At 66.4% G+C, this 15,987-nt stretch carries 17 protein-coding genes; 9 read left to right on the top strand and 8 right to left on the bottom strand.

The window, feature by feature from the left end; all coding sequences use genetic code 11:
• Positions 1-154: 154 nt before the first annotated feature.
• On the top strand, positions 155-541 hold the full coding sequence (locus I1A62_RS14995) for a TM2 domain-containing protein (protein WP_206010388.1): 387 nt from the start codon (positions 155-157) through the stop codon (positions 539-541).
• Positions 542-547: 6 nt separating this feature from the next.
• On the opposite strand, the gene ribB is transcribed toward I1A62_RS14995, so the two are convergent.
• The 3 genes from ribB to I1A62_RS14980 all read right to left on the bottom strand — a co-directional run bounded on the left by ribB (position 548) and on the right by I1A62_RS14980 (position 2,774).
• A complete protein-coding gene (ribB, locus tag I1A62_RS14990) occupies positions 548-1,768 on the bottom strand; it encodes a 3,4-dihydroxy-2-butanone-4-phosphate synthase (protein ID WP_124389635.1) in 1,221 nt (406 codons plus the stop codon).
• Entirely contained in the window at positions 1,765-2,295 is a 531-nt protein-coding gene (locus I1A62_RS14985) for a flavin reductase family protein (RefSeq protein WP_124389634.1), read from the bottom strand. Before I1A62_RS14985 ends, ribB begins: the two co-directional genes overlap by 4 nt.
• Before the next feature lie 83 nt (positions 2,296-2,378).
• On the bottom strand, positions 2,379-2,774 hold the full coding sequence (locus tag I1A62_RS14980) for a nuclear transport factor 2 family protein (protein WP_124389633.1): 396 nt from the start codon (positions 2,772-2,774) through the stop codon (positions 2,379-2,381).
• Between the two features lie 324 nt (positions 2,775-3,098).
• On the opposite strand from I1A62_RS14980, the gene I1A62_RS14975 reads away from it, so the two are divergent.
• Positions 3,099-5,768 (top strand): LuxR C-terminal-related transcriptional regulator, encoded by a 2,670-nt coding sequence (locus I1A62_RS14975; RefSeq protein WP_124389632.1) that lies wholly within the window; start codon positions 3,099-3,101, stop codon positions 5,766-5,768.
• A gap of 34 nt (positions 5,769-5,802) precedes the next feature.
• Here the strand turns inward: I1A62_RS14975 and I1A62_RS14970 are convergent, their stop codons facing one another.
• Together I1A62_RS14970 and I1A62_RS14965 are read right to left on the bottom strand one after the other, a co-directional pair.
• Positions 5,803-6,639 carry a mycofactocin-coupled SDR family oxidoreductase gene (locus I1A62_RS14970; protein WP_124389631.1) on the bottom strand — a complete coding sequence of 279 codons (837 nt, stop codon included), beginning with the start codon at positions 6,637-6,639 and terminating at the stop codon, positions 5,803-5,805.
• Between the two features lie 34 nt (positions 6,640-6,673).
• A complete protein-coding gene (locus I1A62_RS14965) occupies positions 6,674-7,870 on the bottom strand; it encodes an acyl-CoA dehydrogenase family protein (protein WP_124389630.1) in 1,197 nt (398 codons plus the stop codon).
• A gap of 536 nt (positions 7,871-8,406) precedes the next feature.
• Here I1A62_RS14965 and I1A62_RS14960 point away from each other — a divergent pair.
• From I1A62_RS14960 to I1A62_RS14950, 3 genes are all read left to right on the top strand, one after another.
• Complete coding sequence (locus I1A62_RS14960; RefSeq protein WP_124389629.1) at positions 8,407-9,033, top strand: GIY-YIG nuclease family protein; 627 nt, start codon at positions 8,407-8,409, stop codon at positions 9,031-9,033.
• A gap of 144 nt (positions 9,034-9,177) precedes the next feature.
• Positions 9,178-9,723, top strand: a complete 546-nt coding sequence (locus I1A62_RS14955) for a hypothetical protein (protein WP_124389628.1) — start codon at positions 9,178-9,180, stop codon at positions 9,721-9,723.
• Positions 9,720-10,142, top strand: a complete 423-nt coding sequence (locus tag I1A62_RS14950; RefSeq protein WP_124389627.1) for a hypothetical protein — start codon at positions 9,720-9,722, stop codon at positions 10,140-10,142. The genes I1A62_RS14955 and I1A62_RS14950 overlap by 4 nt, the downstream gene beginning before the upstream one ends.
• Positions 10,143-10,411: 269 nt before the next feature.
• Here the strand turns inward: I1A62_RS14950 and I1A62_RS14945 are convergent, their stop codons facing one another.
• Positions 10,412-11,452, bottom strand: coding sequence for an HNH endonuclease (locus I1A62_RS14945; protein ID WP_124389626.1), 1,041 nt, complete (start codon positions 11,450-11,452; stop codon positions 10,412-10,414).
• 248 nt (positions 11,453-11,700) lie between these two features.
• Between I1A62_RS14945 and I1A62_RS14940 the strand changes: the two genes are divergently transcribed.
• Entirely contained in the window at positions 11,701-12,168 is a 468-nt protein-coding gene (locus tag I1A62_RS14940; RefSeq protein ID WP_257890804.1) for a TM2 domain-containing protein, read from the top strand.
• Between the two features lie 78 nt (positions 12,169-12,246).
• Here the strand turns inward: I1A62_RS14940 and I1A62_RS14935 are convergent, their stop codons facing one another.
• Positions 12,247-13,056: a HugZ family protein gene (locus tag I1A62_RS14935; RefSeq protein ID WP_124396321.1), complete on the bottom strand. Its 810-nt coding sequence runs from the start codon at positions 13,054-13,056 to the stop codon at positions 12,247-12,249.
• 139 nt (positions 13,057-13,195) lie between these two features.
• On the opposite strand from I1A62_RS14935, the gene I1A62_RS14930 reads away from it, so the two are divergent.
• From I1A62_RS14930 to I1A62_RS14920, 3 genes are all read left to right on the top strand, one after another.
• A complete protein-coding gene (locus tag I1A62_RS14930; RefSeq protein ID WP_124396322.1) occupies positions 13,196-13,663 on the top strand; it encodes an NfeD family protein in 468 nt (155 codons plus the stop codon).
• Entirely contained in the window at positions 13,660-14,532 is an 873-nt protein-coding gene (locus I1A62_RS14925) for a slipin family protein (protein ID WP_124396323.1), read from the top strand. The genes I1A62_RS14930 and I1A62_RS14925 overlap by 4 nt, the downstream gene beginning before the upstream one ends.
• A gap of 135 nt (positions 14,533-14,667) precedes the next feature.
• On the top strand, positions 14,668-15,597 hold the full coding sequence (locus tag I1A62_RS14920; protein ID WP_219459018.1) for a phosphodiesterase: 930 nt from the start codon (positions 14,668-14,670) through the stop codon (positions 15,595-15,597).
• On the opposite strand, the gene I1A62_RS14915 is transcribed toward I1A62_RS14920, so the two are convergent.
• Positions 15,598-15,951 (bottom strand): helix-turn-helix domain-containing protein, encoded by a 354-nt coding sequence (locus I1A62_RS14915; protein ID WP_124396325.1) that lies wholly within the window; start codon positions 15,949-15,951, stop codon positions 15,598-15,600.
• Positions 15,952-15,987: the final 36 nt, after the last annotated feature.

Raw genomic sequence — 15,987 nt, 5'->3', positions numbered from 1 at the left:
CGATACCGCGGCCGCGGTATCGGTGTTATTGAATGTGCGGTGAACAATTGCGACGCGTTCGGTCGCAGCCGGGGGAATGTCGGTTCGGTCGGCTAAGCCCGTTCGCTTGCCCCACGTTCGGATCCGCACCCACTTCGTCGAAGGAACGTCTTCCATGACTCAGCCCCAGTACCCGTACGGCGACCAACCGCAGCAGCCGTATGGGCAGCAGCCCTCGGCGCACCCAGGTCAGAACTTCGGACCGGGGTCGGCGATGCAACAGCCGGCGGCGTACGGCTACCACCCCGTGACGGGATTGCCGTACTCGCACAAGACGAAGCTTGCTGCCGGGCTGCTCAGTATCTTCTTCGGGTACTTCGGTGCCGGGCGCTTCTACGCCGGCCACACGGGGCTGGGGTTCGCGATGCTGATCGTGAACATCGTGCTCACGGTCGTCAGCCTGGGAATGTGGCTCTTCGTCGCGTGGATTTGGCCCGTCATCGACGGCATCGTCCTCCTCGCGGGCGAGCCGAAGGACAAGAACGGACTTCCCCTGAGGTAATCCGTTTCACCCGACGATCTCAGGGGTGGCGGTCAGTCTCGTGCGGGCGAGCCTGTGGCCGAGTCGATCTCGCTTGGTCGTGAGGTACAGGCTGTTGTGGTCGTTCGGTGCGATTTCGACGGGTGTCGTGCCGGCGATCGTGATGCCGGCCGCGGTGAGGCCTGCCGCCTTGGCGGGATTGTCGCTGAGCAGGTTGATGCGGTCGATGCGCAGGTCCCGCAGGATTGCGGCCGCATAGTCGCGGACGTCGGCTGGCAACACGAGTTGCAGGTCGGCGTCGACGGTGTCCAGGCCCGGGTGGTCCTGGAGTTGGTAGGCGGCGATTTTCGCGGCCAGCCCGATGCCGCGGCCTTTATGCCCGCGAAAGTAGAGAACGACGCCGGCGCCTGCGTCGGCGATCCTCGCCAGCGCTCCGGACAGTTGGTCGCCGCAGTCGCAGCGCCGTGAGCCGAGGAAGTCGGCGGTGAGGCATTCGCTGTGGAGGTGGGTGAGGGCGGTGGTGCCGGCCGGGTCGCCGAAGACCAGGGCCAGGTGTTCGACTCCGCTGGTGGATCGGTAGGCGATGGCCCTGAAGGCCCCGTGGTCGGTGGGAATTTCGGCGTCGGCGCAGCGTTCGATGGCCGCGGTTCGGCGCCGGTAGTTCACCAGTTCTTCGATGGTGACGACGGGCAGGTTCTCGCGGACCGCGAACGCGCGCACGTCGTCGCCGCGGAGCATGTCGCGTTTGTCTGCGGTGGTGACCGCGCAGATCAGCCCGACGGGGGAGAGACCGGCCAGGGTGCACAGGTCGACGGCTGCTTCGGTGTGGCCGGGACGGACGAGGACTCCGCCGTCGCGGGCGCGCAGCGGGAGGACGTGGCCGGGCCTGGTGAGGTCGGTGTCGACGGTCTCGCGGTCGGCGAGGAGGCGGATGGTGCGGGAACGGTCGGCGGCGCTGATGCCGGTGGAGGTGCCGGTGGCGGCGTCGACGCTGACGGTGAACGCGGTGCCCAGCGGGCTCGTGGGATCCCCGACCATCAGGGGGAGACCGAGAGCGCGCGTTCGTTCGGCGGGCATCGCCACGCCGAAGAAGCCGGACGTGTGCCGGAGGAAGTACGCGGCGTCCTGGGTGGTGACGAACTGCGCGGCCATCACGAGATCGGCCTCGTTCTGACGATTTTTGTCGTCGAGGACGAGGATCGGTCTCCCGGCGCGCAGCTGCTCGAGGCACTGTTCGACGGTGTTCATGCGGGGCTCGCGGGTGTGAGCTGGTGGAAGGTGGAGGTGTAGAACAGCAGCGGGTCGGGGGTGTCGGTGGCGCCGAGTTCGACGACGCGGCCGACGACGAGGTCGTGGTCGCCGACAGCTTGGACGAGGTCGATGTGGCAGTCGACCCAGGCGTGCGCGCCGGTGAGGCGCGGTGATCCGGTGGTGGCGGGGGTCCAGTCGATTCCGTGGAATTTGTCGGTGCCGCTGCGGGCGAAGGCGCGGCCGAGTTCGTGTTGGTCGGCGGCGAGGATGTTGGCGCAGAAGCGGCCGGAGGCGGCGACCTTGGGGAAGGTGGTGGAGCCGCGGCCGACGAAGAACGCGACGAGGGCGGGGTCGAGGGAGACGGAGCTGAAGGAGCCGACGGTCAGTCCGATGGGGTTGCCGGTGTCGTCGAGTGCGGTGACGGCGACGACGCCGGTGCAGAACTTCCCGAGCACGGTGCGGTAGGCGTCCGCGATGTCGTCGGGGGTGGTGGCGGTGATGTGCGGTTCGGTGGTGGTTCGCATCGGTACCTACTTCAGGCGGTCGAAGTGATGGTGTGGGGGAGAGCTGCCAGCCGCCGCGCTGCCGCGGCGGCTGGAACGCAGAGCTACACCGACAGCCCTGTCTTGGCCCAGAACTCCTCGAACGTCGCCGAGCACATGTCGGTGCCGCGGGTGACCTTGCCGTCCTCGAAGCGGTGCGTCATCACGATCGTGGTGTCGAGTTCGAGTTCCCCGAGGCGGCGGTACGCCCGGACGTTGGCGGTCACCAGGTCGTCACCGACGACGTCGACGGAGACGACCTCGTTGCGGGATTCGTCGAGCTTCGCCAGGACGCCGAAGGCCTCGAGGAACTCGGCCTTGGTGTAGAGGCGGAGGGTTCCCTCGAGCGTGAAACCTGCCCACGTCATCTCGTCCGAGTACAGCTCCACGAGCGGAACCGGGTTCCCCTCGTCTGCGGCGGCGAAAGCTGCCTTCAGTGCTTCGGCATTGCTGTTGGTCATGCGGACTCCATCGTCGCTTCGGATATGTCGGCACCACGTGTCGTTCGTGTGGTGTGCATCACCCTGCCCGTGCGGGGAGCGCGGCGGAACCGTCCAGCTACGTGGTTCGCTACGGTCACACTTATCCGAACCCGGTTCTCTGAATCTGTGCAGGTAAATACCACTTTCTCGGCCCGAGTCCGGGTGTGAGTGCGTACGGCGCACGGTTGCGGTGACACATCTTGACCCCCGAAAGTTGACAGGAGGTGCAACCAGCGACCAAGGTGATCCAGATCTCAATTACCGGGAGGTCGACCGACCGGTTACGAGTCCAGAAGGGGTCTTGTGAACGCTGACGAGTGGGATGAGATTCGCCGACTCCACCGGCAAGGATCTCCCATCAAGCACATCGCGGTGCAGCTCGGAATGTCGCGCAACACGGTGCGCCGCGCGCTGACGCTCGACCACCCTCCCACCGATCACCGAAGCCGGCGCGGCTCCGTCGCCGACCCCGTCGATTCGGCCATTCGGGAGCTGATCGCCGACGACCCTGGCATCGCGATCGCGGAGATCGCGCGCAGGATCCAATGGGCCAAGTCGAGGACCACGCTGGCCCGCAGGGTCACGAGCATCCGTGCGGAACGGTCGACCGGCGAACCCCACGACACCCCCGCCGACACGGTGCCCGCGGCTCCGTCGGTTCCGGTCTACGGATCGAGTTTCGTGGGCCGTCGCACCGAACTGCTCGAACTGCGAAAACTGCTCGGTGACCACCGGCTGGTGACGATCACCGGCCCGGGCGGAATGGGCAAGACACGCTTCGCGATCCATGCCGCCGGCGAGTACCGCCGCGCGTTTCCGGACGGTGTGCGCGTGATCGAACTCGCCGCGCTGCGCAGCCCCGACCTCCTGACCCAGACCATCGTGGACGGGCTCGCCCTCGCCAACCGCGACATGCATGCCAGCCCGACGGAGAACACCATCATCGAGTATCTCCGGACTCGGCGGATGCTCCTGATCCTCGACAACTGCGAGCACCTCCTCGACGAATGTGCGCAACTGGTGTCGGTGCTGCTGCGCTCCACGACGGAACTACGCATCATCACCACCAGTCGCGAGATACTTTCGGTTCCAGACGAATTCGTGTTCCCGCTCTCCCCGTTGCCCACGGTCAACGGAACGGAGTCACCCTCGCCGGCCCGCGGGACGGGAAGCGCGGTGGAGCTGTTCGTGAACCGGGCCGCCTCCGTGCTGTCGAAGTTCGAGCTGACCGAGGAGAACCGCGACGCGGTGATGCGCGTCTGCGACCGCCTCGACGGCCTCCCTCTCGCCATCGAACTGGCCTGCGCGCGATTGCCGGTGCTGTCGGTGTATGAACTGGCGGATCGGCTCGATCACCGGCTCAATCTCCTCACCACCGGCAACCGCACCGGGCCGCAGCGGCATCGCAGCCTCCAGGCGACGATGGACTGGAGCTACGAACTCTGCACTCGCGAACAACAACTCCTCTGGTCGCGCGCCTCGGTGTTCGCGGGCGGATTCGACCTCGGCATGGCCGAAGAGGTGTGCAGCGACGACGACGTCCCGGCGGACACCGTGCTCGACGGCATCTCGGCGCTGGTCGGCAAATCGATCCTGCACCGCGAGGAAGGCGGCACCCACGTGCGGTTCCGGATGCTCGAGTCGATCCGCGAATACGGGAACAGCAAGCTGACCGCCTCGGAGATGGACACCCTGACACTGCGGCACCTGCGCTGGTGTACGCGGCTGGTGACCACGACGGCCGACAACTGGTTCAGCGCCGACCAACGCGCCGGAAGCGAGAAGCTGCGCCGCAACCATGCCAATATCCGGTCGGCACTGCACGCGGCACTGCTGGATTCGTCCGACGACGACGACGTGCGGATGGCCGCGGACATGGTCTCGCGCGCCTGGTTCCTCTGGTCGTGCGGGTTCTCGGTGCGCGAACACCGGATGTGGCTGAACCGCATCCTCGAACGGGAGACGGCGCCGACGGCCACCAGGGGGCGGATGCTCGTCAACCTCGGTCTCGTCCAGACCCTGCAGGGTGACCGCGAGTCCGCCGATTCGGCGCTGACCGAGGCCAGCGCCGTCAACCTGACCGCGGATGACGCCATCACCGGCGCGTTCACGGCGGACGTCATGGGACTGAAGGCCTTCTTCGCCGGCGATTTCGACGAGGCGGAGAGCCGGCTCACGGCGGCGCTGGAGATGTATGAACAGATCCCGGACCGTGAGGATCTCGCCCACACGCTGCGCGTCCACCTCGGGATGCTCTACTGCTTCACCGACGAGACGGCTCGTGCCGCAGAACTCTTCGAGACGGTGAACGAGCGTGCCATCGCGGTCGGGGAGTCGTGGCTCCGTTCCTACGCCGTCTACGGGCTCGGGCTGGTGGCATTGATGAACGAGGAATTCGAGGACGCACTCCGACTCGGCTCCGAAAGCCTGCGCCTGCGACGCGACTTCGACGACGTCGTCGGAACCACCCTGGTCACCGACCTTCTCGGGTGGGCCGAAGCCGAGGCGGGTTCGGCGGAACGGTCGGCCGTGCTCCTCGGCGCCGCCTCCTCGATGTGGGAGTCGTTCGGCATGCAGCTGTACGGCTCGAGCCACTGGGTCGAGCAACGCGCACGATTCGAGAAGCAGGCGCGAAAGTCTCTGGGAGACGATCAGTTCGAGAAGTGCCACACCAGCGGGGCCGCGATGTCGGTCTCCGAGATCACCGGATTCGTCCTGGGGGAGTCGGCACCGTCCGGTGATCCGGCTCCCGCGGGCGGCACCCGCCCGGAAGACGCTCTCTCCCCGAGGGAGCAGGAGGTGGCGACGCACGTCGCCGCCGGCATGACCAACAAGGAGATCGCCGCCAAACTGGTTCTGTCGCCGCGCACGGTGGAAGGGCACGTCGAGCACATTCTGGAAAAGCTGGGGATGACCAGGCGTCACGAGATCGCCGCAGCGTTTGCGCACGCGGAGCGGGGCACGCCGGGGTAGTTCCGCGTGCCCCGCACCCGCGGGGATGTGCTGGTCAGACCTTGTTGAGGGCACCCGCGTCGACGGGCATCGCGATGCCGGTGACGTAGCGTGCCGCATCCGACGCCAGCCACACCACGGCGTTGCTGACATCCACCGGCTCGATCCACGGAGTCGGCAGCACGTTCATCGCCGTCTCGCACGCCTCACGGAAATCCTCGTGCGTGGGCGTCTCCAGATCGGGACGGAACAGGCGGTACATGTCCTCGTTGTCGATCATGTCCGTCAGCACTGACGTGGGATGAATGGAGTTGCACCGAATCCGATGGGCGCCCAGCTCATTGGCGGCGGTCCGGGCGAGTCCGGTGACCCCGTGCTTCGCGGCGACATAGTGGGCGAAGTTGGGGAAGCCCTGCAAACCGCCGGTGGAGCTGATGAGGACGATCGACCCGCCCTCACCCTGCTCGATCAGGAAGGGAACGGTCGCCCGCATGGTCTTCCACACGCCCGACAGATTGATGTCGACCATTTCGTCCCACTGCTCCTCGGTGAGCTCGTGCAGCGGAGCGGACGAGAAGATGCCGGCGTTCGCCACCACGGTGTCGAGCCGTCCGAGTTTCGCGACACCCTCCGCGACCACGTCCTGGAGCTGACTCAGCGACCGCACGTCGGCGACCGCGACGTGCGCACGCTGCCCGAACTTCTCGATGTGCCGGGCCGTTTCCTGGAGTTCGTCCTCCGTCGCACCGCGGTACTTCGTCGTTGCCGGCTTGGCGCAGAGGTCGACGATGATGACGTCGGCGCCCTCTTCCGCGAGCCGGATGGCATGCGAGCGTCCCTGCCCGCGTGCAGCTCCCGTAACCAGCGCGACCTTGCCTTCAAGCTGTCCCATCAGGGGTCCTTCCGTTGTGAATGAACTGGGGTCTTCAGACGGCGTATGCGCGCATGATCGGTGTGGCGGCGTCGACGAGGGTGATCTGATCGACCAGCATGTGCTGCGTCGCGACGGCGGCGTCGCGCACACACCGGCCGAGCGCGCTGGGGTTACGGATCGACTGGCTGCCCGCCCAGCGGTGCGCGAAACCGACGATCTCACCCGCGACTTCCTGCGACCAGGTGATGACCTGACGCAACCGGGCGCGCTGCTCCTCGGTGATCTCCACACCGGCGCGCGCACTGGCCTCGGCGTCCTCGTGGGCGGCGTACACGTACAGGCGAGTCGCCTGGTAGAGAGCCTCGTATTTGCTGAATTCGCGGCGGAACAGTTCCGACTCGCCGACGACCGTGGCGTAACCGGGACGCGCCTTGTTCGCGACGATCCGGACGATCTCCTCGAGCGCCCGCTTCGCCAGCCCGAGCGCCACGGGAGCGTGCCCACCGACGCCGATGCCGAGCAGTCCCAGACGGTACACGGGCTCGGGGCGGACGGGGGTGGTCGAGAACGTCTCCATCGTGAACTTGTCGGGGATGAAGCGGTCGTGGACGGCGTAGTCGTAGCTGCCGGTGCCGACCAGGCCCATCACATTCCAGTTGCCGAGGAACTCGACGTCGGCCCGCGGGAGGAAGCCGACGCGGCAGTCGGGGGTACCGGCCTCGTCCACGATGGGGTTCCCGTCCTCGTCGTGGACGACGAATCCCGCACCGATCCATGTGGCGTGCGCGGATCCGCTCGCGAACTGGTAGCGGCCGGTGACGCGGTAGCCTCCCTCGACCCGGACGGCCTTCCCGGTCGGCATTATCATGCCGGCCGTGATTCCCCGGTCCGGCCCGCCGAACATCTCACGAGCGCCCTCGTCGTTCATGAATCCGGCGGCGATGCCGGTGCTGAAGGAGTTGGCCATCAGCGCCCAGCCCGTCGACGCGTCGGCCCGCGAGATCTCCTCGATCACCTCAAGTGCCTGCACGATGCCCAGCCCACCACCGCCGAACTCCGTCGGAACGAGGGTCCAGAACAGCTCCGCCTCGGCGAGGGCCTCGTACACCGGCCTGGTGATCGTCGCGTCACGCTCGATCGCATCCGCCTCCTGCTCGACGATGCGAGCGACCGCCTTCGCCCGGGCGAGGTAGTCGACAGGCTCCCGATCGGCGAGGGCGGACACTGATCGATCAACGGTTTGCGTCATGGAAATGACCTTCCTGGTATGCAACTCGGGTCGTCATCCACCGCACAATTCGGCGGGGACGCGATCGCGGTATGACCTGAATCACAATGGTCGGTTCGCGGGCTGCACACAGGCGGGGGACCACGTGGTCCGCTACGTGGTCACCCGGTCGGGTATTACGGCGAGCGAGAAGCTCGCCGGTCGACTGTCGTGGGTTGCCGCGGTTACACGGCTCGGCTTCGGTGGTGGTTGGCGCGTAGCGCGAACTGATCCGAGCACTCCGGGCGTAGCCCGATTCATCACCGACCCGAGGCTTGGATGTATGTGTGCCGTGCATTGGCAGTACGTGACGACCGGCGCGTCCGGTGCCACAGAGGTGGGTGCGGATTGGGCTACCTTCCCGTTCCGAAGCATGGCTTTGCGGACACTGGGTCAGGGGTTGTCGTTGGGTTGATATGAACTAGCTAGCGGCCATCAGCCGATCACGTGGCTACCGACTGTGGGCATGTGGACGGTTCCGTTGATCGCTGTCGCCCCGCTATGACAACATCCTCCGCATGAGTCCGATTGTCGCCGCGCAGGACGAATCTGCGCTCTACCTCGCTGCTTCACCGCACACCCGTGGGCAGGTGCTCGCCAGGTCGTGCCCCGTGCCGGCTACGGCGGGTGTCTACGGCTGGTGGTTTCGGAAGTTGCCGGCCGCGATCGATACCTCGGGGTGTGCGAAGCGGGACGGTCTCACGCTGCTCTACACCGGCATCAGCCCGAGCAAGCCGCCGAAGAATGGCAAAGCTCCTAGTACGCAGAACATCCGGAAGCGGATCAAGGCCCACTACACCGGTAATGCTGCCGGGTCGACGCTCCGCCTGACGCTCGGTTGCCTGGTCGCGAATGAGATCGGGATTGAGCTGCGTCGCGTCGGATCGGGCGAGCGGTACACCTTCCACGCGGGGGAGACGCTGCTGTCGAAGTGGATGGCCGAGAACGCCCTCGTTTCGTGGATCGCTCGTGAGGAGCCGTGGGAGCTTGAGGATCAGTTGATCGCGAGTCTCGATGTACCGCTCAACCTGGACGGCAACTCGCGCAACTCCTTCTATCTCCAGTTGAAAGCTGCACGTGCCGATGCGAAGCGTCGCGCGAAGGAACTGCCAGTTCTTCCCAATCCCGGCGTAGGCGGGCGATAGACCGTGCGATTCAACTGATCTTAGTCGGTTCCCCGTGCGACCATCGCAGCCATGCAACCGTTACCTCGTGAAGTCGAGCAGTTAGTCGCCCACATCTCGGCGGTAGGGCTATCCCCGAAGGAAGACGAGCGTTCGTGGGATCACATGGGTGCGCTCATTACGGACGCGGCGCTCCAACCGCGGACGAAGTACAGGACGATCGTGCACCCGCGCGCGAAGAAGGTGAGGGATGAGTGGCCTGACGCCAAGGTGCTAAGCGGTTTCGTCGCGCGACTCGATTCCGAGGACCTGGCGTCATTCCTTAGGTGGCGACCATCTTCTCCCAAGCTCACAAAGGTTCGCGATCTAGCGACTGCGTTAGATCAGATCAGCGTCGAGACAGTGCCGGAGTTGGCCGCACGATTCCGAGATGCCCGACTTGAGTCTGAAACTCGCGCTGCATTGGGGCGGGTGAAGCACGTTGGACCCAAGACACTCGACTACATCGCCATCCTCACTGGCTCGAACAATCATGTCGCAGTTGACCAGCACGTTGCCGGCTTTGTTCGCGAGGCCGGTGTCGACAGCATGGACTACGCGGGTGTCGCAGGCCTCGTCACATACACGGCTGGGTTCCTCAAATGCAGCCCCGGAGCGCTGGACGCGGCCATCTGGAACTACATGAGCGATCGTGCGAAGGGGGAGTCGTGAGCGAGAACGGTCAGACGCCGATTCCGCTGCTCAAGAAGGAGCAGCGGTTGTACGTCTGTAAGGGATCGCCATGGAAGGAAGCGGTGAAGACGTACTACTCCGTGCGGCGTCTAGGCAAGGTTTGGTACGTGCCAAGCACCTATCGCGCGGGTGACCTGATGCTAACGATCCTTGAGACCGACCCGCCCGTCGCCTTCTGCTTGGACGTGGCGACTGTCGACGGTGGCCGTGGGAAAGATATTCGGGTAGACGATAGTAAGACCGTTCTATTCGATCACGGGCTCTCGGTAGAACGGATTAAGAAGAAGCTGGGGTTCACTCCTCAGTCCCGCGGCTTCTATGAGGGCGAGAAGGCTAGGAAGATTCTCCAAGCATTGAGGGACGAACGTGCCGAGCAGAAGCCGTGGTTCGCTGTATAGGCGTGTGGCCTGTGGATAACCTCTAAGTATTCCTATTGCATACTTGCGTTGCATACTTGCGCTGTCGGTCACCCGGTGCAATTCGCCGATTGCGGGATGGTTTGGCCCAGAACGATGTTCGACGTCGCAGCCGACTCCAATGCTGCTCGGTGGTGGGAGTCACAACGATGGGCGTTCTGATCGACTCCCTGCAGTTCTCATCGAGCGGCTCTTGAGTGCTTTCTCGCGACGTGTAGTTCAGCCTGGCGGTAATCCCGTAAGACACGGCTTCAAGCGATGTGCGATTCGTAGTCCCGAACGCCTCGCCAGAGAAGTGATCCGGAGGGCAAGGACCCGAACACGCCGTCGGCCGCCGACGACGTTCGACGATGCAACAGCGGAACTCGCGTTGTGCGCGCGACCTCAGAGAGGTCGGATCGTTCGAGTGCGCGGTCGACGTGCACGCGCACGGGGATGCTCGCTGACTTGTCGAGGTTGCAGCGGCTGTCGGCCGCGACCAGGTTGGCGACACCGTCGATCGGAATCACGGACCACGCCATGACGTGATCGATGTGGACGTCGGACGCCATGCGCCTGCCGCAGTAGAAACAGAGATCGTCCTGGAGGTCACGCAACGGTTCCACCAGCGACCGCAGCGCGGTGCGATCCGTGCCGAACAGGAAGCCGTCCAGGTCTTCCGCGTCGAGTTCGGCGCGGTTGAAGGTGACGACGTCCTGGGTCCACGCGCTCCGGATGAAGGCTCGAAGAAGTGCGGATGTACGACGCAGGCCCTCCGGTATGCCGGGCCGCAGAGTGATCGTGCCAATGCGGTCGACCTGGTCCACTGTCATCTTCTTGTGGAAACGCGAAGCGTCGAAGAGGAAGTCGTCGCGCGTGCCACCGTTGCGCACGTGCGGGACCGTTTGCAGATGCGTGAGTGGTTGCTGCGCGACGGTGAGTCGCAAGGAGCGGATGAGTCGTACATAGGCCGGATGTTCGGCTTCCCGTGCGGCTTCAGCGGTCCGGACCCCTGCGGTGGCAAGCTGGATGCGGACTTCGGCGATTCGGTCCGGTACGGATCGGCCGCTCTTGTTCTGGGACAGTCGGCCATGATCGTTGAAGACACGAACCTGAGGCCAGTAGTAGGCGACGATCCGGTGCGTGATCTCGTTGATCGGCACCATCAGACTGCCGTCCGGTGCGGCCCTGTTCTCGACGCAAATGTCGACGAGCGCGAGCAACGTCGCCAGTTTGTACGTCGATTCACGACGCCCGGACTCGAGCAGTTGCACCACGCGACCGGCCACGTCGACTGGGTCGAGACTCGTCACCGGGTGAACACTACGCCCGGGGTCGGAGTGCTTGGGCGCCGGTCAGAATCCTCGAGGTTGATTCTTGTACCCGAAAGATACGGTCAGGCAACCGATACCGCGGCCGTGCGCTCGGTGTTACCAAGTGAGCGGTGAACGAACTGCGAAGTGTTCAGTCGTAGGGGAGGACGTCGATTCGGTCGGCTAAGCCCGTTCGCCTGCCCTTATCTTCGGCTCCGTACCCAAACATCGTCGAAGGACGGATTTTCATGACTCAGTCGCAGCACCCCTACGGCGACCAACCGCAGCAGCCGCACGGGCAGCAGCCCTTTGCGCATCCCGCCCAGAACTTCGGCCAGGGATCGGGACCGCAACAACCCGCGGCGTACGGGTATCACCCGGTGACGGGATTGCCGTACTCGCACAAGACGAAGCTCGCCGCCGGCTTGCTGAGCATCTTCTTCGGGTACTTCGGCGCCGGACGGTTCTATGCCGGCCACACCGGCCTCGGATTCGCGATGCTGATCGTGAACATCGTGCTCACCGTCGTTTCCCTCGGAATGTGGCTCTTCGTCGCGTGGATCTGGCCCGTCATCGACGGCATCGTCCTCCTCGCAGGCGAGCCGAAGGACAAGAACGGACTCCCCTTGAGGCAGCAGCGAAGTCGGCGGATCCCCAGGAAGTGGCTGTGCGACCGGAGGTTGCCTCGAGGCGTACATGGTCGCCCAGTCGGGTAATGCGCGAGAGCGGCGAGCACGAAGCTCGCCGCTCTCAGCCGGGCTGGCCGGTCGGGGAGGGAGTCACCCCAGGCGTTCTCAGCGCCCGGTCAGTGCCCGGGCCTGCTCTGTCAAAGCGACTGTCGCCGAGCGTAACTGGTCGACGGAATCGAGTGGCTCTGCGTATCCGACCCGGGTCACGGCCACGCCGCGGGGGGTGGTGACGCGCAGGTCCAACCCGTAGCGGTCGGCGCCCTCGCAGGTGACCGTCTTCGCGTCGGGGAAGCCGCCGAGCGCCTGGGCCATGGCGCGGAGGGCGTCGGCGTGGTCGGCGTTGAGGTGCTCGATCGCCGGGCCGGCGTGCGGGGTGACGGGGTCTGCTGTGGCGGCGGCGTAGGACTCTTCGGTCGCCGAGTCCATTCGCCCGTAGCCGCCGACCCACCGCACGCGCTGGACGCGCAGCACCCAGAGCGAGAAGTCGCTGAAGTCGATGTAGACGTGCGCCGCCGGGATGGCCGCCAGGTGTGCCTCCCGCGCGGCGGCGAGCTCGTCGCCTTCCGGGCGGTAGACGTACCCGGCGAGGGTGATGCGGGTGCTGGCCAGCGGATCGGCGGGCGGGTTCGGCGCGACGATCGCGATGCTGGCGCGGGGATCGTGCGCGAGGTTGCGGCCGTGCTCGGCCATCTGCGACACGCACAGCACGGGGGAACCGTCGAGCAGACCGTAGGTGACGAACGACGCCCACGGCTCGCCGTCCCTGGTCAGGCTGGCGAGGGTGCCCACGTTCGTCGTGGCCGCGACCGTCCGGGCCTCCTCGGCAGCGGACGGGCGGGCCGGGTTGGCGACCTCCTCCAGCGGCGGCGGCACGGTCGGGGCGTCGCCGGGATCTCCATGATCTGTGTTGGTCATTCGTTGAACGGTACCCCGCCGGAAATTGCCGGTGGCATTGCCGTCGACCTGCGCTTACCGTTGAACTGAGGGCTCGATCGCCGAGTGGCTATGCGAGCGCGACCGGGTCCTCGCGAAGCGTGATCGTGGGTGATGCGAGATGACCGCGTTGGGCGTGCTGGCGCTGGTGCTGGGTGTGCTGTTGATCGTCGTCGAGGCACACGCACCGACCGCGGGTGTCCTCGGCGGGCTCGGTGCACTGTTCGTCGGGGCCGGGGTATGGCTGCTGTTCACCTCCAGCGACACCGCGCAGATGATCGCCATCCCGGCGGCCGCGGGAGTCGCGGTGGTCGGCGTGGGCCTCGCCGTGGTGGGCGGCCGCAAGGCGCTCGCCGCCGGGCACGCGCCCGTGCGCACCGGAATGCAATCCCTCATCGGATCCGACGCCACCGTCCGCAACTGGAAGGGACGGCAGGGTCAGGTCGAGGCCGCCGGAAGCCTGTGGCGGGCGCAAACCCTGTTCGGGGACGACGAGACACCGACCGCGGGCGATTCCGTCGTCGTCGAGCAGATCCGCGGACTCACCCTCACCGTGCGCCGCCGCGAACCCTGGGAGCTGCCGCTATGACCACCATCATCGTCATCCTGTGCGTCGTCATCACCCTCCTCGCCGTCGTGGCGAGCAGCTCGATCCGGGTGCTGCGCGAGTACGAGCGGGCCGTGGTGTTCCGGCTCGGCCGGCTGGTCGACCTGAAGGGCCCGGGGCTCGTGCTGCTGATCCCGGCGATCGACCGGATGGAACGGGTCAGCCTGCGGACCGTGACCCTGAAGATCCCGGTTCAGGAAGTGATCACCCACGACAACGTGCCGGCCAAGGTCACCGCCGTCGCTTACTTCCGGGTGGTCGACGCCGACCGGGCGATCGTCGAGGTCGAAGACTTCCTCGCCGCCACCCTGCAGATCGCCCAGACCACCCTGCGCTCGATTCTCGGCAAGGCCGACCTCGACGCCCTCCTCGGCGAGCGGGAACGCCTCAACGAAGACCTGCAGAAGGTCATCGACCAGCAGACCGAACCGTGGGGAGTGAAGGTCACCACCGTCGAGATCAAGGACGTCGAGATCCCCGCCAACATGCAGCGGGCCATCGCCCGGCAGGCCGAGGCGGAACGCGAGCGCCGCGCCAAGATCATCAACGCCGAGGCCGAATTCCAGGCCTCCGCGAAACTCGTCGAGGCCGCGGATGTCATCAGCCGCAACCCCACCACCCTGCAGTTGCGCTACCTGCAGACCCTGAGCGCGATGGGCGGCGAGAACAATTCCACCGTCGTCTTCCCGATGCCCCTCGACCTGGTCCGCCCGTTCCTCGCCGCCGCCAAGGATGCGGCAGCGACGGACGACGGCGACGAGCGCGCCCGGTTCGCGGCCCAGGCCAACCTCGCCGCGATGATCCCGCCCGCCGGCCCGGAGACGCGCACCCCGCACCACGCACGAAACTGACGTGCCCCACCGTTCACCGTCCGGCCACCGCGCGTACCCCGGGCGGTGACCGCAGTGCGCTTGGCTAGGGTTGGACAACCAGCAGGAGTCCACCCGGGCACCTGCCCGTCGGGGCGAGCGGAAGCGAGAAGACCGATGAGCGGCACCGAGGCAGCCGACATACGGACGGCCGAGTATCCGCGACCGTCGCACTTCGTGCTGCACCTCAGCGACACCCATCTCGTCGACGACGACCTGCTGTACGGGGCCGTCGACAGCGAGGCCACGCTGCGGCAGATCTTCACCGAGATCGAGGCGTCGCACGCCCGACCGGACGCCCTGGTGTTCACCGGCGACCTCACCGACCGCGGCCAGCCCGGCGCCTACGAGAAGCTGCGGGGGATCGTCGAACCGGTGGCCGCGTCGCTCGGTGCGCAGGTGATCTGGGCGATGGGCAACCACGACGACCGCGGCAACTTCCGGACCGAACTGCTCGGGCAGGAACCGTCGTACGAGCCGATCGATGATGTCCACGACGTCGACGGGCTGCGTATCATCACTCTCGACACGACGGTCCCCGGGCGCCACCACGGGGAGATCTCCGAGAGCCAATTGATCTGGCTGGCACAGCAGCTCGCGGTTCCGGCGCCGCACGGGACCATCCTGGCGCTGCACCATCCGCCGGTGCCGTGCGTCCTCGACCTGGCGGTGCTGGTGGAACTGCGAGATCAGCCGCGCCTCGCCGACGTGCTCCGCGGCAGCGACGTCCGGTCGATCCTCGCGGGACACCTGCACTATTCGACGACGGCGACGTTCGCAGGCATCCCGGTTTCCGTCGCGTCGGCCACCTGCTACACCCAGGACCTCAACGTCCCGGCCGGGGCGCTGCGCGGACGCGACGGCGCCCAGGGCTACAACCTCGTGCACGTGTACCCGGAGACGGTCGTGCACTCGGTGGTCCCGATCGGCAGCTACGACACCGTCGGCGAATACGTCACCGCCGAGGAGACCGGGCAGCGGCTCGCGGCCCAGGGCGTGCGGATCCCCGACGCCGGTGAGCAGGCCGTCAAGCCCGTCCGGGTCTGATCAGCTGCTGCGGGGGAACTGCTCCCGGTAGGCCATGACGTCGGACAGGCGGAACCGGCGATGGGTGCCGCGCATCTCGATGGGCAGCGCGCCGGAGTCGGCGAGCCGGCGGACATAGGTGTCGGAGACGCCGAGGATCTCCGCGGCCTGCGACGTGGTGAGCAGGTCGGCCACCGCGCCGAGCGCCACGCTCTGACCGTCGGCGAGGAGAGTGAGCAGTTCGAGGACGGCGTCCCGCGCGGAGTCGGGCAGCACCATCCCGTCGAGGGTGACGACCGGCGACCCGTCGAGGGCGGTCCGAAGTTCGGCCGCGGCAATCGAGCCGAGCGCGGAAACGATGTGGTCGATGCTCATGTGGTCCACGATCTCATGAGACCCGCCGGCGAGCCC

This window comes from Rhodococcus sp. USK10, assembly GCF_019378875.1.
In the GTDB taxonomy this organism is placed as follows: Bacteria; Actinomycetota; Actinomycetes; order Mycobacteriales; family Mycobacteriaceae; genus Rhodococcus_F; species Rhodococcus_F pseudokoreensis.
This window is presented reverse-complemented; position numbering and strand designations above follow the sequence as displayed.